Origin of the sequence: Micromonospora sp. DT44 (assembly GCF_049841635.1) — a bacterium.
Taxonomy (GTDB): domain Bacteria; phylum Actinomycetota; class Actinomycetes; order Mycobacteriales; family Micromonosporaceae; genus Micromonospora.
The window spans coordinates 65,169-84,541 of the sequence record NZ_JBNCKS010000011.1; the positions used below are offsets into that span (position 1 = coordinate 65,169).

The window sequence follows — 19,373 nt, forward strand, 5'->3', positions numbered from 1 at the left end:
CCGCGTCGTCGGCGGGGCCAGCGCCAACGGTGGTGCGGAATCGGGCTGTTCAGAGGGGGTTCCGCAAGTGTCCCTATTGTCAACCGAACGCGCCACGTGGTCGATCGGAGCACATTCGTCGACCGGCACATTTACACCATTAATGGCTTCAATTCCGGTGGAAGTGACATCTATCACACTGCCGTCGATCGATCCGTTGTCGCTCTACACGGCACTCGCCGACAGTCTTTCCCGCGACGACCTGTATCTGTTCGAAAGCCTGGACGGTCCTGTTCGGGACCGATATGCCGCAGCCGTCGGTTGGGGTCTTCTCGCCGAGGTGCGACTCATCGCCGACCGCCTCGAGCTGACCGCCGACGGTCCGCTGGGTGACGCCCTGGCCGCCGTGTTCACCGCCGTCCTGCAAGAACCGGGCCGGCGGTCCGCCACGGCGCGGGTCTGGCCCGTCGCCGGCCCGACCGAGGTGTGGGCCGCCGTCCGGGCGGCCCAGCGCGCGTTCGCCGTGCGCACGACCGTCCCCACCGACTCCTTCGCCTTCGGTTTCCTCACCACCCTGGCGTACGAGGCCGCGCGGGACATGGACGAACTCGCGACCGAGCGGGTGGTCGACGACGTTCCCCGCTGCACGCTCGCGCTGTTCCGGCACACCGTCTGGTGGGATCTACGCGCCGGCACGGTCCGGCGGCTCGACGCCAGCGGCCCGCACCTGCCCCCGGACGACGGCGCCCGGCTGCCCGAGCTGCCCGTGCGACCGACCGCCCCGCACCCGCACGTGCCGGCCGCCCCGCCGCCGCGTCTGATCCGGGACACCGTCGACGAGGAGACGTTCGCCGCCCGGGTGAAGCAGTGCCTGCGGCACATCGAGGTCGGGGACAGCTACCAGATCCAGATCGGCCACCGGATCGACGTGGAGACGACGCTGACACCGTTGGAGGTCTACCGGCGGCTGCGTCACCGCAACCCGTCGCCGTACATGTACCTCACCCCGTGGGCCGGCCGGACCGTCATCGGGGCCAGCCCGGAGCTGTTCCTGCGCATCGAGGACGGCCGGCTCTCGATGCGTCCGATCGCCGGAACGGCCCCCCGCGCCGTCGACCCCGAAGCCGACCGGCGGCGGGTGGTCGAGCTGGCGACGAGCGAGAAGGAACGGGCCGAGCACGTCATGCTCGTCGACCTGTGCCGCAACGACATCGGCCGGGTCTGCGTGCCGGGGACGCTCAGCGTCGACAGCATGTTCGACGTCGAGCCGTTCGCGTACGTGCACCACCTGGTCTCGACCGTCTCGGGCCAGCTCGCCGACGACGCCGACGTGTGGGCGGCGATCTGCGCGACCTTCCCGGCCGGCACCATGACCGGCGCCCCGAAGCTGCGGGCCATGGAGATCATCGACGGTCTGGAGGACGAGCCCCGGGGCGTCTACGCCGGCGCGGTCGGGCTGGTCGACGTCCGTGGGTACGCGGTGCTCGCCCTCTGCATCCGGACCGCCGTGCACGACGGCCGGCGCTACCGGACCCAGGCCTCGGCCGGGGTCGTGGCCGACTCCACCCCCGGCGACGAGTGGCGCGAGACGCTGGCCAAGATGAGCGCCACCTACTGGGCCCTGACCGGTACGGAGCTGCTGCCGTGAAGGTCCTGCTCGTCGACGCGTACGACAGCTTCACCCACATCATCGACCAGTACCTGCGGACCCTCGGCGCGCGGACCGTGGTGGTCCGCTCTCGGGCGGCGACCAGCGACCAACTCGTGGCCCTGCGGCCAGAGGCGGTGGTGCTCGGCCCCGGGCCCGGCCACCCCGCCGAGTCCGGGCACGTGGAGCTGGTGCACGCCTTCGCCGGTCGGGTCCCGCTGCTCGGGGTCTGTCTCGGCCACCAGGCGATCGGCCTCGCCTACGGCGGGACGGTCGCGGTCGCCCGGCACCTGATGCACGGCAAGACCAGCGTGGTCACCCACGACGGCCGGGGCGTGTTCGAGGGCACGCCCGCGCCGCTCACCGTCACCCGCTACCACTCGCTGATCGTCGCGGACCCGGTGCCCGCGGCCCTGCTGGTGACCGCCCGGTCGTCCGACGACGGCTACGTGATGGGGGTACGACACCACACGCTCGCGGTGCAGGGGGTGCAGTTCCACCCGGAGAGCGTGCTCACCGAGGCCGGCCTGCGGTTGTTCGACAACTTCCTGCGCCACGCGTCGACGACCGCGCGGCCACCCGGATTGGCCTCACCGGATCACCCCGGATTGGCCACAAGCGGTGGTCGTCCCGCTGCGTACGGTCGGGCGGACAATCGGACCCGACTCTCACGAGGACCACGATGACCCAGCTCAGCGACGGTGCGGCCACTCTCACCGTCCGCATCGACGACCGGGTGCTGACCGCGGTGCCGGACTACGTGCTCGGCGTGCTCGCCGTGGCGCTGGTCGAGGTGGTACCGGCGCCTCCCGCCGTGTCGGCGCTGCTCACCGCCGCCGAGGACGCGCTGCACGGCGCCGGCCTGGACAAGGCCGGCGTGGCCGACCTGCCGGGCATCGCGGCCTGGCGCGAGGCGTACCGGGCGGTGGGGGTGAACCCGAACCGGTTCCCCTGCGCCGCCGAATCGATCACCCGCCGGGTGGCCAAGGGCGACCGGCTGCCCCGGATCAACGCCCTGGTCGACCTCTGCAACGCCGTCTCGCTCGGCGCGGCGCTACCGGTGGCGTCGTGCGCGGTCGACGGCCTCACCGACCTCGTGGTGCGGCCGGCCGACGGCACGGAAACCTACCTGCCGCTGGGCGTTCCCGACGCGCCCGAGCGTCCCGAGCCGGGTGAGGTCGTCTACGCCGACGCCGACGGGCGGGCCCACTCGCGGCGCTGGAACTGGCGGCAGGGCCACCTGATCCGCACCGACCTGGGCCCGCACGCGTTGCTGCTCACCGTCGAGTCGGCCCACCCCGGCGGACGGGCGGAGGTGGTGGACGCGTTGGCCCGCCTCGACGACGCCCTCGCCGAGATGTCCGCCGGCCCACGGCAGGCGGCGGTGCTCGACCGTGACGCGACGAGCGCCGTCCTGCGTACCGCTGGACCGCTGAGCCCCGCGGGCAGCAACGGTCGGAGCCGTCCGTGAACGGCGCGATCCTGGTGATCTACCGCCCGGCGGCCGGTCGGTACGCCGCCCAGTTCCGCGCCGTGGTCGCCGCCGCCGCCGAGCGGGGCGTGGCGACCGTCGCGCTGCTGCCGACCGGGCAGCCGTCCGCCGACACCGCCGGTCTGCCCTGCTACCACGCCGACCTCGACGACCGGGAGGCCGTCCGTTCGGTCGTCGCGACGATCGTCGCCGAGCACCCGGTGCGGCGCGTTTTCCCGCTCTTCGAGGGCGACGTGCTGACCGCCGCCCACTGCCGACGGGACCACGGCATCGACGGGCTCGACCCGGAGGGGGCGCTGACCTTCCGCGACAAGAACGTCATGCACCGCCGCGCCACCGAGCTGGGCGTGCCGGTGGCCCGCTCCTGCCGCCCCGAGACGGTCGGGGCGGTCGCCGAGTTCGCCGCCGAGGTCGGTTGGCCGGTGGTCGTCAAGCCGTACGCCGGCTGGGCCTGCGGCGACACGCACCGGGTGGACTCCGCCGAGGATCTCGCCCGGGTGTGGCCGTTGATCGCCGACGACCGGCACGACTACCGGTTGGAGGAGTACGTCCGGGGAGCCGAATACCACGTCGACTCGCTGCTGCGCGACGGCGAGGTGGTCTTCGAGCAGCTCTCCCGCTACACGTACTCCGTTCTGGAGTTCCGCGACGAGCCCGGCGGCACGGTCTCCCGCAAACACGACCTGACCGACGCCGAGCGGCGCATCCTGGCCGCCAGCGCCACCGTGCTGCGTGGCTTCGGGATGCGGACCGGCGTGGCGCACGTCGAGTTCTTCCTCCGCGACGACGGCGAGGTGGTCTTCGGCGAGGCGGCGGCCCGGGCCGGTGGCGGCTCGATCGTCCCCGCCATCGAGGCCGGACGGGGGATCAACCTGGCCGGGGAGTGGTGCCGCCTCGAACTGGACCCGGAGCACGTGCCGACGACCACGCTCGGGCCGGAGATCGGCACCGAGTACCTGTGCTCCGACCGGTACGGGCGGATCACCTCGATCACCTCGGCGGCACAGCTGCGGGCGCTCGACGCGGTACGGGACGCGGACGTGTGGAAGAGCGTCGGTGACGTGCTCGCCGCGCCGACCGCCTCGAACGACGTGCTCGGCTGGTACGTCTGCGAGGGGCGGGACTTCGACGCCGTCCGCGCCCGCTTCAAGGTCATCCGCGACTCGTTCGAGGTGCGCACCGAACCGGTGGGGAAGTCGTCATGTGGCTGAGCCGGTTCCGGGCCCTGCCCCGCCCGCTGCGGATGCTGGTCTACGCGTCCTTCATCAACCGGGCCGGCATGTTCGTGTTTCCCCTGCTCGCGGTCTACCTGGTGCAGAGCCGGCACCTCAGCACCGGCGAGGCGGGCGTGCTGATCTCCGCGGGTAGCACCGGTCTGCTCGCCGGCAGCCTTCTCAGCGGGCCGGTCTGCGCCCGCGCCGGTCGCCGCGCCGCGCTGGTGGCGAGCCTGCTGCTCAACGCGACCGGTTACCTGGGCCTGGCCCTGGTCGACGGTCCCACCTGGACGTACGCGGTGCTGCTCTTCGTCGCGCTGGTCGGCATGGGCATGTTCTCCCCGGCGGCCAACACGTTGATCGCCGACCTGACCGAGCCGGGTGAGCGGCCCTTCGCGTACACCGTCAGCTATCTCGCCAACAACCTCGGCATGGGGGTTGGCCCGCTGCTCGGCGGGTTCGCGGCAGCTCTGTCGTACGAGCTGATGTTCGCCGGGAACATCCTGCTCGGGCTGCTCGCGGCGGCCACCATCTGGCTGTTCGTACCCGCCGAGACCCGCCGTGCCCCGACGACCGCGCCGGTCGTCACGACCCGCTGGGCCGGGCTGCGGCGGGATGTCGACGTGGCGCTGCTGGTGCTGGTCTCCTTCTGTTACGTCGCGCCGCTGATCGGCCTGGAATACACGCTGCCCCTCGCGGTCACCACCGTGCTGCACTCGTCGGTAGCGCTGGTCGGCGCGGTCTACACCATCAACAGCGTCGTCGTGGTCAGCGCCAGCCTGCTGATCGAGAAGCGGATCAAGGCGTACTCGACCCGGGTCCTGCTGATCGTGGCCGGCCTGCTCTGGTCGGCCGGCATGGCCGTCCTGGTGTTCGCCTTCTCCCTGCCCGCCGTGCTGCTCTCCACGGTGGTCTGGACCCTCGGGGAGATCATCGCCTCGGTGGTGGTGCCCACCTACATCGCCGACCACGTGCAGGAGCGTCGGGTCAGCAGCTTCATGGCTCTGAACGCCTTCGTGCTCAGCTCGGCCCGGTTGGTCGTGCCGATGGGTCTCGGCTTCGTCTGGCAGACCCAGGGGCACGGGCCCGTCCTCCTGATCCTCCTGCTGACCCCGGTGGTCGGTGTGGTCGCGTTCGCGGCGCTGCGAATCCGACCGGCCGTCCGACCCGTGCCGGCGCCCGCCGAACCGGCCACCGCCAGTCCCTGATACCCACCCACCCCTCATCGGAAGGCGTCATGACCACGTCGAAGTTCGTGCTGCCCGAGAGCGACATCCCGACGACCTGGTACAACGTGGTTCCCGACCTGCCCAAGGGGCTGCCCCCGATGCTGCACCCCGGCACCCGGGAACCCCTCACCCCGGCGGACCTCGAACCGCTCTTCGCCACCGGCATGATCGAGCAGGAGTTCAGCACCGAGCGGGACGTGGACATCCCCGGGCCGGTGCTGGACATCTACCGCCAGTGGCGGCCCAGTCCGCTCGTCCGCGCCCACCGTCTGGAGAAGGCCCTCGACACCCCCGCCCGGATCTACTTCAAGTACGAGGGGGTCAGCCCGTCCGGCAGCCACAAGCCGAACACGGCTGTGCCGCAGGCGTACTACAGCAAGCTCGACGGCGTGCGGCGGCTGACCACGGAGACCGGCGCCGGCCAGTGGGGCAGCTCGCTCTCGATGGCCTGCACGTACTTCGGCCTCGACTGCGAGGTCTTCATGGTGCGGGTCAGCTACGACCAGAAGCCGTACCGGCGGGGGCTGATGGAGACGTTCGGCGCGTCGGTGACGGCGAGCCCGAGCGACCGTACCGAGGCGGGCCGGGCCGCGCTCGCCGCCGACCCCCCGGACTCCACCGGCAGCCTCGGCCTGGCCATCTCCGAGGCGGTGGAGGCGGCGATGGCCAGCGGTGGCGCCGCCAAGTACGCCCTCGGCTCGGTGCTCAACCTCGTGCTGATGCACCAGACCATCATCGGCCAGGAGGCGCAACTCCAACTCGCCCTGGCCGACGACTACCCGGACGTCGTGATCGGCGCGGCCGGCGGTGGCTCGAACTTCGCCGGGCTGGCCCTGCCGTTCCTGCGCCGCCAACTGGGCGGCGGCCCAGCCGTGCGGTTCGTCGCAGTCGAGCCCTCCTCCTGCCCGTCGCTGACCCAGGGCACCTACGACTACGACTTCGGGGACACCGCCGGCCTCACCCCGCTGACCAAGATGCACACCCTGGGCCACGAGTTCCGCCCACCGGCCATCCACGCCGGTGGACTGCGCTACCACGGCATGGCGCCGATCATCAGCGCGCTGCGGGACCTCGATCTCATCGAGGCGCGTGCCGTGCCGCAGACCGCCTGCTTCGAGGCGGGCGTGCTCTTCGCCCGCAGCGAGGGGATCGTGCCGGCGCCGGAGTCCACCCACGCCGTCCGGGTGGCGGTGGACGAGGCCCTGCGCTGCCGGGAGACGGGTGAGTCGCAGGCGATCGTCTTCTCCCTCTCGGGGCACGGCCACTTCGACATGCAGGCCTACATCGACTACTTCGCCGGGAAGCTGACGGACTGACCTCGCCGGGGGTGGGCGCCGTGTGGCGTCCGCCCCCCGCGCCGAGCACCGGGGGCGCCAATGCACAGCGAAGCAGCCACCATCCTCGCCATCAACGGGTCGGAACGGGCCGGCGGCAACACCGACCACGCCATCGCGCACGCGGGCCGGCTGATCGCCGAACGCGGCGCGACCCTAGGCACGATCGTGCTCCGTGAGCACCGCATCTCGCCGTGCAGCCCGTGCGGCGACTGCAACAGCCGTACCCTGCCCTGCCGGGTGGACGACGACGTCCCTGCCCTGGTGGAGCAGATGGCCGCCGCCGACGGACTCATCTACGCGGCCCCGGTGCACGGCTTCGGCCTCGCCCACCTCATGCAGGTCTTCATCGAACGCGCGGGCGTCGGCTACCTGCGGTTCAACCGGCCGCTGGCGGACAAGGTCGGCGGCATCATCGTCACCGGACGTCGGTACAGCGACTCCTCCGTGCACAACCAGATCGTCAACAACCTGCTGCTCAACCGGATGATCCTGGTGGGCAGCGGATTCCCCGTCCTGTTGCGCAACACCACCGGCAGCCCCGGGCTGACCGACGCCGAGGGCGTCGACGCGCTCGAGCGGATGGTGCACCGGATGCTCGACATGGTGCAGCTGCTCAAGCGGCACCAGCGGGTCGACGGTGGCCCGGTCCTGCCGCGCCGGGACCGCAACGAACGCGTCCCGCGGCCCCGCCGCGCCGAAACCGTCCAGAGCAGAGGAGATATCGAGAATGTCCACTGAGCAGGTCGCCACTCCGGTCGGCATCGACTTCCCGGCCACCGAGTGGGAGAGGTGGGACAAGCCGGGCGCCGAGGGCCGGGTCAAGATGACGTACGTGGGCGGTCAGCGGCTGCGCCTGCTGGAGCTGCCACCCGGCTTCGACGAGCACCACTGGTGCCTGCGCGGGCACACCGGCTACGTGCTCCAGGGCGAGTTCACCATCCACTTCCGGGACCGGTCGGTGCCGTGCCGCCCCGGCATGGGGTTCGTCATCCCCGACGACGAGGAGCACCGCTCCCAGGGCAGCGACGCCGAGCCCACCGTCGTCTTCGTGGTCGATGAGGTTCCGCAGCCGTGAGCGACCAGCAGAGCGTCGCCTCGCCGGCCGGGTCGACGCCGGCCGGCGACGCCGACGGGCCGGGCCGGATCGCCGAGCTTCGGGTCGCCATCGACGGGCTCGACCGGCAGATCATCGCCCTGCTCGCCGAGCGCACCCGCGTGGTGCGGGAGCTGACCGTGCACAAGACGGACGAGACGACCGTCCGTTCACCCGAGCGGGTGCGGCAGGTCCTCGACCGCGTACACGCCCTGGCGGTCGGGCACGGCATGCCGCCCGAGGTGGCCGTCGGCACGTACCGCGCCCTCATCGAGGAGCTGACCCTGATGCAGCTCGACATGCTGGCGGCCCGCCGCGCCGCCGCCGCCGCGGCGACGGACACCAGATGAGCCACCGTCCGCCCGTCGACCTGCGGCACGCCCTGGCCAGCCTCGACCCGCTCCCCGGCGAGCTGGTGCGGGTCGCCACCGAGCTGCCCGCCCGCTACGGCGTGTCCGCCCACTACGCCCGCTGGGCGGGCGCGCCCGCCGCCCCGCCCACCGGCGCCGGCCCGGCCGTTCTCTTCGACCGGGTACGCCCCGACGACGGACCGACCCGGGCGGTGTTGATGGGCCTCTACGGCACCCGTCGACGAGCCGCCGGCCTGCTCGGCTGCACGCCCGCCGAGCTGCCGCACCGGCTGCTCGACGCGGTGGCCGCTCCCCGCCCGGCGGAGTCCGCCGCCGATGCTTCCCGCTGGCCGCGCGAGTCGCTGCCGCTGGACCTGACCGCGCTGCCGGTGCCGGTCCTCACCGACGAGGACGCCGGGCCCTACCTGACCCTCGGCGCGGTGCTCGCCACCGACCCGGACACCGGGGTCCGCAACCTGTCCGTGCACCGCATGTGTGTGCAGGGGCCCGACACGCTGACCATCTGGATGGTGCCGGGGCGCGACCTGGAACTCGCGTACCAGGCCGCCCTGCGCCGGGGCCGCCCACTGCCGGTGGCGATCCACCTCGGCCTCAGCCCGGCGGTGCTGCTCTCGTCCTGCTGCCCGACCTCGCTGGTCCCGCCCGACCTCGACGAGCTGGCGGTGGCCGGCGCGCTCGCCGGCCAGCCGGTGGAGCTGCGGCCCTGCGCCACGGTGGACGCCGAGTTCATCGCCCACGCCGAGTACGTCATCGAGGGCGAGCTGCTGGCCGACCACGCGCCGGAGAGCGCGTACGGCACGGTGGCCACGCCGGAGTTCCTCGGCTACCAGGGCCGTGCGCATCCCTCGCTGCCGCTGATCCGGGCCACGGCGATCACCGCTCGGGAGAGCCCGATCCTGCAGGCGGTCTCCGGGCCGGGGCACGAGCAGTCGATCCTGCTCGGCTTCGGCATGGAGGCCGCGGTGCTGGACGTGCTACGGCGGCGGGGGACACCGGCGCTCGCGGCGCACTGCCACACCGCCGGCGGCGGTCAGCTCATGGTGGTGCTCCAGTGGCCGGCCAAGCGCGGGCCACAGGACGACGTCGCGGTGCGCGCCGCCGCCGAGGCGGTGCTGGAGCAGTTCCGGATGGCGAAGCTGGTGCTGTGCGTGGGCGAGGACGTGGACATCGAGTCCGACCAGGACCTGTGGTGGGCGATGGTCACCCGGTTCCAGGCCGACCAGGACCTTGTCGTGCTGCCCGACCGGGAGGGCTTTCCCCTCGACCCGAGCCAGCACACCGGCTACTCGCCGTCGCTCTCGGCCGACGGGCGCACGGCCAAGGCCGTGTTCGACTGCACCGTCCCGTACGCCCAGCGCGCGCGGTTCCACCGGCCCCGCTTCACCGAGCCGTCGCGTCCCGCACCGCGGCGGCCAGCAGCGCCACTCCCTCGGTGATCCGAGCGGTGGGCAACGCCGCGTACCCGATCAGGAAGGTCGGCTCGGTCGGCGGTCGGGTGACGAAGTAGCCCGAGGCGGGGTAGACCCGTACGCCCCGGGCGGCGGCGGCGCGCACGATCTTGGCCTCGTCGACGTCGCGCGCGCCGCCCAGGGTCACGAGCACGTGCAGCCCGGCCGCCGTGCCGGAGATCCGTACTCCCGCGCCGAAGTGTTCGTACAGTGCTTCCAGCAACCGGGCGCGACGCTGGCGGTACAGGCGGTCCATCCGGCCGATGTGCCGGGCGTACGCGCCGGAGGAGATGAACTCGGCCAACGCCTCCTGGGTCACCGTCGGGGTCAGCCGGTCCGTGATCCACTTGACGCCCAGGAACGACCGGACGAGGTGCGGCGGCAACACCGCGTATCCGATGCGCAGCGACGGGAAGAGGGTCTTGCTGAAGCTGCCGACGTAGACCACGTCCGCGTCCTGCGGGTCGGCGGCCAGCGACGCGAGCCGCTCCTCGGCGAAGGTGAACTCGTTGTGGTAGTCGTCCTCCAGCACCGTCGCCGCGTGGTCGCGGGCCCAGCGCAGCAACGCCCGTCGTCGCCGGTCGGACATGATGAACCCGGTCGGGAACTGGTGCGACGGGGTGACGTAGACGAGGCGTACCCGGGCCGGGTCGAGGCCGTGCGCGCGGACCCGGCAGTCGATCTCGTCGACCCGCAGGCCCTCCTCGTCCACCGGGACCGGCACCACGGCGGCCCGCGAGTAGCCGAAGATCTGCCGCAGCACGGTGTGGCTCGGATCCTCGATGACCACCACGTCGTCCGGGCCGACGAGCAGCCGGACCAGGATGTCCATGGCCTGGGTCGCGCCGCTGGTCACGACCGTGTTCTCGCGCCGGGCGTCCAGCGCCCGGCTGCGTCGCAGCAGCGCGGTGATCTGGGTACGCAACGACGGGGAACCCTCGGCCGGGCCGTAGCCCAACGCCACCGCGTCGGCCCGGCTCACCGCGTCGCCGAGCGACTGCCGCCACCGGGTCACCGGGAAGCTGGCCAGCGCCGGGGTGCCGTGCCGGAAGTCGTACGTGCCGTCCGGACGGTGCATCGGCGCCGGTTCCCAGGGCTTCCAGAGGGGACTGCCGGCGTCGGTGGGCAGTGGGGGCTCGGGTCGCAGGTGCGCGCGGGCGGCGCGGGGGATCCGCGGTGGCGCGTCGGCCGGGGCGGCGCTGACCCGCGTGCCGGAACCACGCCGTGCCGTGAGCACCCCGTTGGCCCGCAGCAACTCGTAGGCGCGGGTCACCACCGTCCGGGAGACCCCGAGCTGGTGTGCCAGTTCGCGGCTGGGCGGCACCGCGTCGCCGGGGCGCAGCCGGCCGGCGCGTACGGATGAGCTGATCTGGTCGCAGAGTTGCTGCTGCAACGGCACCGCGCTGGCGCGGTCCAGCGTGACGAGGAGCTGGTCCGAACTCACCTGGGCATGCTCCCCGCTCGAGGTCAGGCTGCCCGGGAGGATCGCCTGCGGGCGGGGCGGTCGGTCTGCACGAATGTCGACAGTCGGCCCTGCACCAGCCGACCGAGCACGTCCAGGAAGATCGCGCGGTCGCGCGACGGGACCGTGGCGAGGATTTCGGCCTGTAGTCCCGCGACGATGTGCCGCGCCTCGGCGACCAGCCGCTCGCCGTCGGGCGTGACGGTGACGATGCGGGCGCGTCGGTCGGTCGTCGAGGTGCGACGCCCGACCAGGCCGGCACGTTCCAGCTCGTCGAGGGTGACGACCATCGTCGTCTTGTCGATGCCGCACATCTCGCCGAGCTGGCTCTGGGTGAACTCGCCGGTGAGACCGCGATCGAGCACGCAGTAGGCACGCGTCGAGATGCTCAGGCCGGAGAGGGCGGCGGCGTGTTCCTGAGCCAGCGCGTGGGTGGCCCAGGACATCAGGAACATCAGGTCTGGTGTCGCGGCATCGGGCCCGGAGTTTCCGGTGGTCATGGCGGCAGCCTAGCAACTGGTTCGTGATTCGAACTATCTCGTAGCGGAGCATCGCCGACCGCGAACAAGTTAAGAACAAGATAGTAAAGAACGGAACCTTCTGATACGGTTCGATCTCGACAGCGCGTCCCCTCCACCAAGGAGTCACCTCTGATGTCTGCGGAAGCCTCTGTTCCCCGTGCCGATGCCAGCGCCTCGCGCGTGCGAGACCGGGCCATCGCCCTCGTGGCCGCGGTGCTCGCCGCCGTGGCCGTGTGGTCGATCGCGACCCTCGCCGGCGCGCAGCTCACCGTCGACCAGGGCTCCGGTCCGCGGGATGTCACGGTGCTCGCCGTCGTCCTGAACTCCGCGATCGCGGCGCTGCTCGGCTGGGGCCTGCTCGCGGTGCTCGAGCGCTTCCGAGCGAGCGCCATCAGGATCTGGACGGCGATCGCTCTCGCCGTCCTCGTGCTGTCGCTCGTGCCGGCGTCCCTGGTCGACGCCTCGGCCGGCACCCGGGTCGCCCTCGTCCTGATGCACCTGGTGGTGGGCGCGGTCGTGATCGTGGGCTTTCGCCGGGGCGCGCGGCGCGCCTGACCGCGAGTGGCCCAACCACTGCTGATCGCCCGTCCTGCTCCCACGGGGAAGCAGGACGGGCGGTTCCTCAGGCGCGGACGCGCCGCAACGCCAGGCCGCCGAGGCCCAGGGCGGCCAACCCCACCACCAGGGCCACGTACGCCCCGCCCCGACCGTTGCCGGTGCCGATCCCGCTGTCGGAGGTCGCCACCACCAGCGCGCCGAGGCCCACGGCGAGCAGTCCGGACGCCAGGGCCACGGTCGCGCCGAGCATCCCGCTGCCGGTGCCGACGCGACTGGTCGGGCGGGCCAGGGCCAGCGCGCCGACGATCACCCCCGCCAGGCCCAGCAGGCCGCCCACGCTCGCCCCGAGTCGACCGGTGCTCATGGTGGTGACGCTGGCCGCCATCGGATCGGCGGCGAGCACGACCCCTTCGGACAGGGCGGACGTGGCAGCGGTGAACACCGACATGTGCTTCTCCTTCTCGTACGTCGTGGTGTGCCGTTCGATCGTGTCGCCGCGCCGGCCGCCGGTCGTCCGGCAACCGGAGTCTCTTCGTCCTGCCACCGTGGGCGCAGGCGGCTGCCGCGTACGACGCACCCGCCGCGCGACTACCACGGACGCGGTAGTCGACGGTCGTTCGCGCGCAGGAGTCGCCCGGTGCGCGCCCCGGGCTAGGGTGCGCGCATGAGCACAGGGCGTGCCGTTGTCCGGGACTGGGCCATCGCCGTCGGCGTGGCGGTGGTGCTGCTGGTCGCCGGGCGGTCCATGGGCCCTTCCACGATGGACCTCGTCCTGCTGGGCTATGCGCTGCTGGCCACCGGTGGTCTGGCGTTGGCGGCGCGCCGCCGCGCTCCGGTCGCCGTCCTGGCCGTCACCGGGCTGTGCGCGGTGGGCTACCAGGCGGTCGGTTTCGACGTGCCGGCCGTCGCCTTCCTGTTCGCGGTGTACACCGGTGTGCGGGCGGGCCACCGCGTCGTCACGGTCGTCGCGGCCGTGCTGATGCTCGTCGCGTTGCCGCTCACCGCGCTCGCCCCACCCCAGGACCTGCCGCTGGGCGACGCGCTGGCCCGGGCCCGGGGCGCCCTGGAGGTGGCGTGGCTGATCGCCGCCGGCGCGGCGGGGGAGGCGTTGCGGCAGGCCGAGCGGCGGGCCGACGAGGCAGAGCGCACCCGGGAGGAGACCGCGCGACGCCGGGCCGACGAGGAGCGGCTGCACATCGCGCGCGAGCTGCACGACTCGCTGACCCACCAGATCTCGATCATCAAGGTGCAGGCGGAGGTGGCCGTCCACCTGGCCCGTCGGCGTGGCGAGGCGGTGCCGGAGGCCCTGCTGGCGATCCGGGAGGCCGGCCGGGAGGCCAGCCGCGAGCTGCGCGCGACCCTGGAGGCGCTGCGGGACGACAGCAGGAACCCGCCGCGTGGCATCGACCACCTGCCGGAGCTGGTGCAGCGGGCTCGGCTGGCCGGGCTGGACGCGACGTTGACGGTGCAGGGGCGGCGACAGGCCGTGCCGGTGGCCGTGGACCAGACCGCCTACCGCATCGTCCAGGAGTCCCTCACCAACGTCGCACGGCACGCCGCCGCGGCCACCGCGTCGGTCCACGTCGACTACCGTCCGGACGCTCTCGCGATCCGGGTCGACGATGACGGCGCCGCCACGCCGGCCGCCGCCCCGGCGCCCGGCGTCGGGCTGCTCGGGATGCGCGAGCGGGTCACCGCCCTGGGCGGTCGCCTGCACGCGGCGCCCCGCGACGAGGGCGGCTTCACCGTCCACGCCGAACTTCCCGTCGGGCCGTCCGCGTGATCCGCGTCCTGCTGGTCGATGACCAGGCGCTGCTGCGCAGCGGCTTCCGCGCGCTCCTGGACATCGAGGACGACATCGAGGTGGTGGCCGAGGCGGCCGACGGTCTCCAGGGGTTGGCCCTCGCCCGACGTCACCTGCCCGACATCGCGCTCATCGACATCCAGATGCCGGTGCTGGACGGTATCGAGGCGACCCGGCTCATCGCCGCGGACCCGGCGCTGGCCTGCGTGCACGTCGTCATCCTGACCAACTACGGCCTCGACGAGCACGTCTTCCACGCGCTCCGCGCCGGCGCCGCCGGCTTCCTCGTCAAGGACATCGAGCCGGAGGACTTCCTGCACGCCGTACGCGTCGCCGCCCGGGGTGACGCGCTGCTCGCGCCGTCGATCACCCGCCGCCTCATCGACCGGTACGTCGCCGAACCACAGCACCTGCGGGTCCCGACCGGGCTGCGGGAGCTGACCAGCCGGGAACGCGAGGCCGTCGTCCTGGTCGCCCAGGGCCTGTCGAACGACGAGGTCGCGGCCCGAATGGTGATCAGCCCGCTGACCGCCAAGACCCACATCAACCGTGCCATGGCCAAGTTGCGCGCCCGCGACCGCGCCCAGCTCGTCGTCGTCGCGTACGAGTCCGGGCTGGTGGCCCCGCGTCAGCACTGAGGTCGGCGGGCCGCCGGACCAGGGACGGCGTTCAGGCTTGCCGCGCGGCGCCCCGGTCGACCCGTGCCATGATTGCGCCCATGGGCAAGCAGCAGCACGTCGGCGGGGCCGACCGGCACAGCGGGTCGGGAACCACGGCCGACCGTTCGACCGACGGCGGGGCGGACGCGCGACTCGCGCTCGCACAGGACCCCGCAACGCCACAGATGACTCTCATCGACCTGGCGTCGGATGCGTCGGTCACGGTGCGCAAGGCGGTCGCGGCGCGGCCGGACGCGCCCGCGCAGGCCCTGCGAACGTTGACCCGTGACCACGATCGTCAGGTCCGGGAGGCGGTGGCACGTAATCCCGCCACGTCGGTGGGCAACCTCCTGCGTCTCGTCAAGGACGCCGACCGCTGGGTCCGGTGGGCCGTCGCCAGCAACCCGGCCTGCGACGAGTCGGTCCGCCGGGTGATGGTCGCCGCGCCCGACAAGGAGCTTCGGGGCCTGCTCGCCGAGACCCGCGAGTTGGAGCCCCACCTCGCCGCCGAGCTGGTCGAGGACGCCTCACCCGAGGTACGCGAGCGGCTCGCCACCCACACCCACGACCCCGAGGTCGTCGTCGCCCTGCTGGCGGATCGCACCGTCCGCGTGCGCAAGGGGCTCGCCCGCAACCCGCGGACCACCGCCGCGCAGCGCAGCGCCCTGGCCAGGGACCCTGCGGTGGACGTGCGGGCGGCCCTGGTCCGCGCGTTGGAGCTGGGCGAGGCGGATCTGGCCGGTCTGGTCGACGACCGTGCCGTGCAGGTACGCCTGGCCATGGCCACGTCCGAGCTGATCCCGTCGCACGTGCGGAAGGCGCTCGAGAACGACCCCGACGACATGGTGGCCACCGCGGCACGCGACTACCGCCCCGGCGCCGGCAGCTCGCCGGTGGTGCGGGCACCCCGGATCGGGTCCCGACGCCCCGACGGCGGCTCTCGCCGGCAGGGACCCGCCGCCACCTGAGGTCGACGGGCCCTACGGTGTCCGCGCGCTCGGCTCACCGGCGCGATGTTCCCACCCGCGACGGGGCCGGCGGGTGATCCCGGGTCCGGTCGACGACGCCGCCTCGACCGGAAGGTCCCGGCCAGCGAGGCGGCGGAGCAGGTCGCGGATCTGGCGCTTGTCCGCGGCCGAGACGCTGTCGTCCAGCAACCGTCGGCGGATGGTGCCCATGTCCGTCTCGACCTCCGCCAGCGCCCGGGGCGTCACGGCCGCGTTCGGCATCGCGAGCGGCCGGATCGCGGCGGCGATGGAGAGGTCGAGGGTGGCGCAGAGGCTACGCACCTTCGCCAGCTCGGGGTAGCGCTGCCAGTCTCCGGCGAGCCAGCGGAACAGCGTCGAGCGGCTCACCCCGGTGTGGTGGGCGATGTCGCCGACGGTCCAGCCGTGTTCCTCACGGGCGTCGTCGACGGCCTGTCGGACGAACTGCGCGAAGGCCATCTGAGGTGTCGTGGGGTAGGTGTCCATCCTCAGGTCCTGCCCTCCCATCCGGGTTGATCTGCCCTGCGGTGACGGCGGTACCACTGATCGTCTATCAGCTTCTGCGGCGGCGCAGCGGCGCTCGGGGCGGTGGCCTACTCCTTCGGGGTGGCGCGGATACTCAAATGCCGGTCGTCGCGGCGGATCGGCAGCGCGAACGCGCGGTTCGCCAGGGCGCACGGGTGGGCCTGGTCCGGTTCGCCGTCCCCTTCGGGGCCCACTGTCCCGTTCACGGACTGTGATGGTCGCCGCAGCACTGCGGCTACAACGCGTGATCTGAGTTACCGTTCGTCGATCAGGTACCGTCCCCTGTCACACCGTCTTCGTACCAACCTGGCTGCCCGCACAACGGGGAGCCGAACCGGAGGGACACACTCGTGAGGGTCCGTAGCGCAGTCCGTCAGGCCGGCCTCGTCGTGGCGATCGCCGCTCTGGCGGTGACCGCAGGATGCGCCAAGAAGGACGACAGCGAGGTCCAGGCCAGCGGGGTCAAGCTGGTCCAGGGCGGCAAGCTGACCGTCTGCACCCACCTGCCGTACCCGCCGTTCCAGTCCAAGGACGCCAGCGGCAAGGTCACCGGGTTCGACGTCGACGTGATGGACCTCGTGGCCAAGGAGCTGGGCGTCGAGCAGACGATCATCGACACGCCCTTCGAGGGCATCAAGTCCGGTCAGGACCTGAACACCGGCAAGTGCGACGCGGCCGCCGCCGGCATGACCATCACGGCCGAGCGGCAGAAGGTGATGAACTTCTCCGACCCGTACTTCGACGCGACGCAGGCGATGCTGGTCAAGACCGGGAAGCCGTACAAGTCGCTCGACGACCTGCGGGGCAAGAAGCTCGGCGTGCAGGCGGCCACCACCGGCCGTGACTACGCCCGCAAGTTCGAGAAGGAGAAGGGCCTGCAGCTGGTCGAGTTCGAGGATCTCGCCGCCCTGCAGCAGGCCGTCGCGAACGGTCAGGTCGAGGCCGCCGTCAACGACCTGCCGGTGTGGACCGAGTACCTGCGCAAGAACCCGGGTGGGTTCGCGGTGACCGCCGAGTTCGACACGGGCGAGCAGTACGGGTTCTCGGTGAAGAAGGACGCGAACCCGGAACTGCTCAAGAAGATCAACGAGACGCTGGCCAAGGCCAAGCAGGACGGCTCGTACGACACGATCTATGAGAAGTGGATCGGCAAGCGGCCGAACGCCTGATCGACGCTCCAAAGGGGTAGGGCGCGCGAACCGCGTGCCCTACCCCGTCGGCACAATCCGGGAAGGCAACGAGCCAACGTGAAGCTGCGCCGCCGCCAGCGGGAACGACTGTCCCTCGGTATCCAGTACCTGGTCTTCGCCGCGATCATCGCCGCGGTGCTCCTCGCCGCGGACTGGGGCCGACTGGCCGACGCGTTCTTCCGCGTCGACATCGTCGAGTCGATGTTCCCGACGATCATCACCGTGGCGCTGCGCAACACGATCCTCTACACGTTGGGGGCGTTCGCCTTCGGCCTCGTGTTCGGGACCGTCCTCGCGCTCATGCGGCTGTCCCGGGTTGCGCCGTACCGCTGGCTGGCGACCGCGTACATCGAGCTGTTCCGGGGTCTGCCGGCGCTGCTGGTGCTCTTCCTCGTCGGGTACGGCATCCCCATCGCCTTCCCGGAGCGGCAGATCCCCGGCGGCGTGTTCGGCTCGATCGCGATCGGTCTCGGGTTGACCGCCGCGGCGTACATGGCCGAGACCATCCGCGCCGGCATCCAGGCGGTGCCGAAGGGGCAGATGGAGGCGGCGCGCACCCTCGGCATGTCGCACTTCACCGCCATGCGCACGATCGTCATCCCGCAGGCGTTCCGGATCGTCATCCCGCCGCTGACGAACGAGCTCATCCTGCTCACCAAGGACTCGTCGCTGGCGTACGTGCTGGGCGTGACGGCACAGACCATCGAGGTCACCAAGTTCGGCCGGGACATGCTCAACGACCGGGTGAACGCCACCCCCCTGCTGGTGGCCGGCCTCGCCTACCTGGTCATCACCCTGCCGCTGTCCCAGGTGGTACGCCGCCTCGAACTCCGCTACGCCAAGGCCCGGTGACCCGCATGACGACCAGCCCGTCCCGTCCCGCCGTACAGATCCGTGACCTGCACAAGTCGTTCGGGCCGATCGAGGTGCTCAAGGGCATCGACTTCGAGGTCGGCCAGGGCGAGGTCGTCTGCGTGATCGGGCCGTCCGGGTCCGGCAAGTCGACCCTGCTGCGCTGTGTCGACCTGTTGGAGGAGCCCACCGCCGGCACGATCTGGGTGAACGGCGTGGAGATGACCGACCCGGACGTCGAGATCGACGCGGTCCGCCGGGGCATCGGCATGGTGTTCCAGTCGTTCAACCTGTTCCCGCACCTGACCGTGCTCCGCAACCTCACCGTCGCGCAGCGCAAGGTGCTGCGCCGCTCCCGCGCCGAGGCCGAGCGGATCGCGCGGGCCAACCTGGAGCGGGTCGGACTCACCGACAAGGCCGACGCGTTCCCCGCGCAGCTCTCCGGCGGGCAACAGCAGCGGGTCGCGATCGCCCGGTCGCTGTCGATGGACCCGAAGCTGATGCTCTTCGACGAGCCGACCTCGGCGCTCGACCCGGAGTTGGTCGGTGACGTGCTCACCGTCATGCGCGGGCTCGCCGAGGACGGCATGACGATGATGGTGGTCACCCACGAGATGGCGTTCGCCCGGGACGTCGCCGACCGGGTCGTGTTCATGGACGGTGGCGTCGTCGTCGAGCAGGGGCCGCCGCAGGAGGTGCTGGGCGCGCCGAAGCACGATCGGACCCGCGCGTTCCTCTCCCGCGTCCTCGACCCGACGCACGCGCGGGTCGGTCAGCCCGAGCAGCCACCGGCGCCACCGGAAACCCCCAGCCTGCCGGCCGACGACCGCCACGGTCTCTGACACCACCAGCTCCGGCCGATCGACGGCCTTCGTGATGTCGCGGTAATCTTCCTGCAATCAGACCTGTACTTTCGTCGATGGATTACATAAGTTGGGTTCATCCATCGAAAGTTCTGAGTCTTCCGAGCGAAGTCCGCGACGATCCTCACCCCAGTCGTGCTGC

Annotated in this window: 21 protein-coding genes and 1 pseudogene; 17 read left to right on the forward strand and 5 right to left on the reverse strand. The window is 72.0% G+C overall.

What is annotated here, in order from left to right; all coding sequences use genetic code 11:
- The first annotated feature begins 163 nt into the window (after positions 1 to 163).
- Genes ACLQ25_RS08780 through ACLQ25_RS08825 form a run of 10 tightly spaced genes read left to right on the forward strand, consistent with a single transcriptional unit; the run spans position 164 to position 9,799 of the window.
- Entirely contained in the window at positions 164 to 1,627 is a 1,464-nt protein-coding gene (locus ACLQ25_RS08780) for an anthranilate synthase component I family protein (protein WP_425730398.1), read from the forward strand.
- Positions 1,624 to 2,313 (forward strand): anthranilate synthase component II, encoded by a 690-nt coding sequence (locus ACLQ25_RS08785; protein ID WP_425730399.1) that lies wholly within the window; start codon positions 1,624 to 1,626, stop codon positions 2,311 to 2,313. Before ACLQ25_RS08780 ends, ACLQ25_RS08785 begins: the two co-directional genes overlap by 4 nt.
- A complete protein-coding gene (locus ACLQ25_RS08790) occupies positions 2,310 to 3,098 on the forward strand; it encodes a B3/B4 domain-containing protein (RefSeq protein ID WP_425730400.1) in 789 nt (262 codons plus the stop codon). The genes ACLQ25_RS08785 and ACLQ25_RS08790 overlap by 4 nt, the downstream gene beginning before the upstream one ends.
- Positions 3,095 to 4,330, forward strand: coding sequence for an ATP-grasp domain-containing protein (locus ACLQ25_RS08795; RefSeq protein WP_425730401.1), 1,236 nt, complete (start codon positions 3,095 to 3,097; stop codon positions 4,328 to 4,330). The genes ACLQ25_RS08790 and ACLQ25_RS08795 overlap by 4 nt, the downstream gene beginning before the upstream one ends.
- The gene (locus ACLQ25_RS08800) at positions 4,321 to 5,541 is read left to right on the forward strand and encodes an MFS transporter (protein WP_425730402.1); all 1,221 of its coding nucleotides are present in this window, start codon (positions 4,321 to 4,323) and stop codon (positions 5,539 to 5,541) included. The genes ACLQ25_RS08795 and ACLQ25_RS08800 overlap by 10 nt, the downstream gene beginning before the upstream one ends.
- 29 nt (positions 5,542 to 5,570) lie before the next feature.
- Positions 5,571 to 6,878 (forward strand): TrpB-like pyridoxal phosphate-dependent enzyme, encoded by a 1,308-nt coding sequence (locus tag ACLQ25_RS08805; protein WP_425730403.1) that lies wholly within the window; start codon positions 5,571 to 5,573, stop codon positions 6,876 to 6,878.
- Positions 6,879 to 6,938: 60 nt separating this feature from the next.
- Positions 6,939 to 7,637: a flavodoxin family protein gene (locus ACLQ25_RS08810; protein ID WP_425730404.1), complete on the forward strand. Its 699-nt coding sequence runs from the start codon at positions 6,939 to 6,941 to the stop codon at positions 7,635 to 7,637.
- Complete coding sequence (locus ACLQ25_RS08815; RefSeq protein WP_357121097.1) at positions 7,627 to 7,974, forward strand: cupin domain-containing protein; 348 nt, start codon at positions 7,627 to 7,629, stop codon at positions 7,972 to 7,974. The genes ACLQ25_RS08810 and ACLQ25_RS08815 overlap by 11 nt, the downstream gene beginning before the upstream one ends.
- Entirely contained in the window at positions 7,971 to 8,342 is a 372-nt protein-coding gene (locus ACLQ25_RS08820) for a chorismate mutase (protein WP_425730405.1), read from the forward strand. Before ACLQ25_RS08815 ends, ACLQ25_RS08820 begins: the two co-directional genes overlap by 4 nt.
- The gene (locus ACLQ25_RS08825; protein ID WP_425730406.1) at positions 8,339 to 9,799 is read left to right on the forward strand and encodes a UbiD family decarboxylase; all 1,461 of its coding nucleotides are present in this window, start codon (positions 8,339 to 8,341) and stop codon (positions 9,797 to 9,799) included. Before ACLQ25_RS08820 ends, ACLQ25_RS08825 begins: the two co-directional genes overlap by 4 nt.
- On the opposite strand, the gene ACLQ25_RS08830 is transcribed toward ACLQ25_RS08825, so the two are convergent.
- Together ACLQ25_RS08830 and ACLQ25_RS08835 are read right to left on the reverse strand one after the other, a co-directional pair.
- Positions 9,744 to 11,255: a PLP-dependent aminotransferase family protein gene (locus tag ACLQ25_RS08830; RefSeq protein ID WP_425730407.1), complete on the reverse strand. Its 1,512-nt coding sequence runs from the start codon at positions 11,253 to 11,255 to the stop codon at positions 9,744 to 9,746. The two genes, ACLQ25_RS08825 and ACLQ25_RS08830, sit on opposite strands and share 56 nt — an antisense overlap.
- A 23-nt stretch (positions 11,256 to 11,278) precedes the next feature.
- The gene (locus tag ACLQ25_RS08835; RefSeq protein ID WP_425730408.1) at positions 11,279 to 11,773 is read right to left on the reverse strand and encodes a MarR family winged helix-turn-helix transcriptional regulator; all 495 of its coding nucleotides are present in this window, start codon (positions 11,771 to 11,773) and stop codon (positions 11,279 to 11,281) included.
- Between the two features lie 153 nt (positions 11,774 to 11,926).
- Between ACLQ25_RS08835 and ACLQ25_RS08840 the strand changes: the two genes are divergently transcribed.
- A complete protein-coding gene (locus ACLQ25_RS08840) occupies positions 11,927 to 12,349 on the forward strand; it encodes a DUF6069 family protein (protein ID WP_425730409.1) in 423 nt (140 codons plus the stop codon).
- Positions 12,350 to 12,416: 67 nt separating this feature from the next.
- On the opposite strand, the gene ACLQ25_RS08845 is transcribed toward ACLQ25_RS08840, so the two are convergent.
- On the reverse strand, positions 12,417 to 12,896 hold the full coding sequence (locus ACLQ25_RS08845) for a DUF6223 family protein (protein ID WP_425730410.1): 480 nt from the start codon (positions 12,894 to 12,896) through the stop codon (positions 12,417 to 12,419).
- 120 nt (positions 12,897 to 13,016) lie between these two features.
- Here ACLQ25_RS08845 and ACLQ25_RS08850 point away from each other — a divergent pair, with 120 nt between their 5' ends.
- The 3 genes from ACLQ25_RS08850 to ACLQ25_RS08860 all read left to right on the forward strand — a co-directional run bounded on the left by ACLQ25_RS08850 (position 13,017) and on the right by ACLQ25_RS08860 (position 15,783).
- On the forward strand, positions 13,017 to 14,135 hold the full coding sequence (locus tag ACLQ25_RS08850; RefSeq protein ID WP_425730411.1) for a sensor histidine kinase: 1,119 nt from the start codon (positions 13,017 to 13,019) through the stop codon (positions 14,133 to 14,135).
- On the forward strand, positions 14,132 to 14,794 hold the full coding sequence (locus ACLQ25_RS08855; RefSeq protein WP_425730412.1) for a response regulator: 663 nt from the start codon (positions 14,132 to 14,134) through the stop codon (positions 14,792 to 14,794). Before ACLQ25_RS08850 ends, ACLQ25_RS08855 begins: the two co-directional genes overlap by 4 nt.
- An 80-nt stretch (positions 14,795 to 14,874) precedes the next feature.
- Entirely contained in the window at positions 14,875 to 15,783 is a 909-nt protein-coding gene (locus tag ACLQ25_RS08860) for a hypothetical protein (RefSeq protein WP_425730413.1), read from the forward strand.
- Positions 15,784 to 15,894: 111 nt separating this feature from the next.
- Here ACLQ25_RS08860 and ACLQ25_RS08865 read toward each other — a convergent pair.
- Positions 15,895 to 16,287: pseudogene (locus ACLQ25_RS08865) on the reverse strand (helix-turn-helix domain-containing protein); the annotation flags it as partial.
- A gap of 107 nt (positions 16,288 to 16,394) precedes the next feature.
- Positions 16,395 to 16,532: a hypothetical protein gene (locus ACLQ25_RS08870; protein ID WP_425730414.1), complete on the reverse strand. Its 138-nt coding sequence runs from the start codon at positions 16,530 to 16,532 to the stop codon at positions 16,395 to 16,397.
- A 144-nt stretch (positions 16,533 to 16,676) separates the two neighbouring features.
- On the opposite strand from ACLQ25_RS08870, the gene ACLQ25_RS08875 reads away from it, so the two are divergent.
- From ACLQ25_RS08875 to ACLQ25_RS08885, 3 genes are all read left to right on the forward strand, one after another.
- The gene (locus ACLQ25_RS08875) at positions 16,677 to 17,495 is read left to right on the forward strand and encodes a basic amino acid ABC transporter substrate-binding protein (RefSeq protein ID WP_425730415.1); all 819 of its coding nucleotides are present in this window, start codon (positions 16,677 to 16,679) and stop codon (positions 17,493 to 17,495) included.
- Positions 17,496 to 17,573: 78 nt separating this feature from the next.
- Positions 17,574 to 18,368, forward strand: coding sequence for an amino acid ABC transporter permease (locus tag ACLQ25_RS08880; RefSeq protein WP_425730416.1), 795 nt, complete (start codon positions 17,574 to 17,576; stop codon positions 18,366 to 18,368).
- A gap of 5 nt (positions 18,369 to 18,373) precedes the next feature.
- Entirely contained in the window at positions 18,374 to 19,210 is an 837-nt protein-coding gene (locus ACLQ25_RS08885) for an amino acid ABC transporter ATP-binding protein (protein WP_425730417.1), read from the forward strand.
- Positions 19,211 to 19,373: the final 163 nt, after the last annotated feature.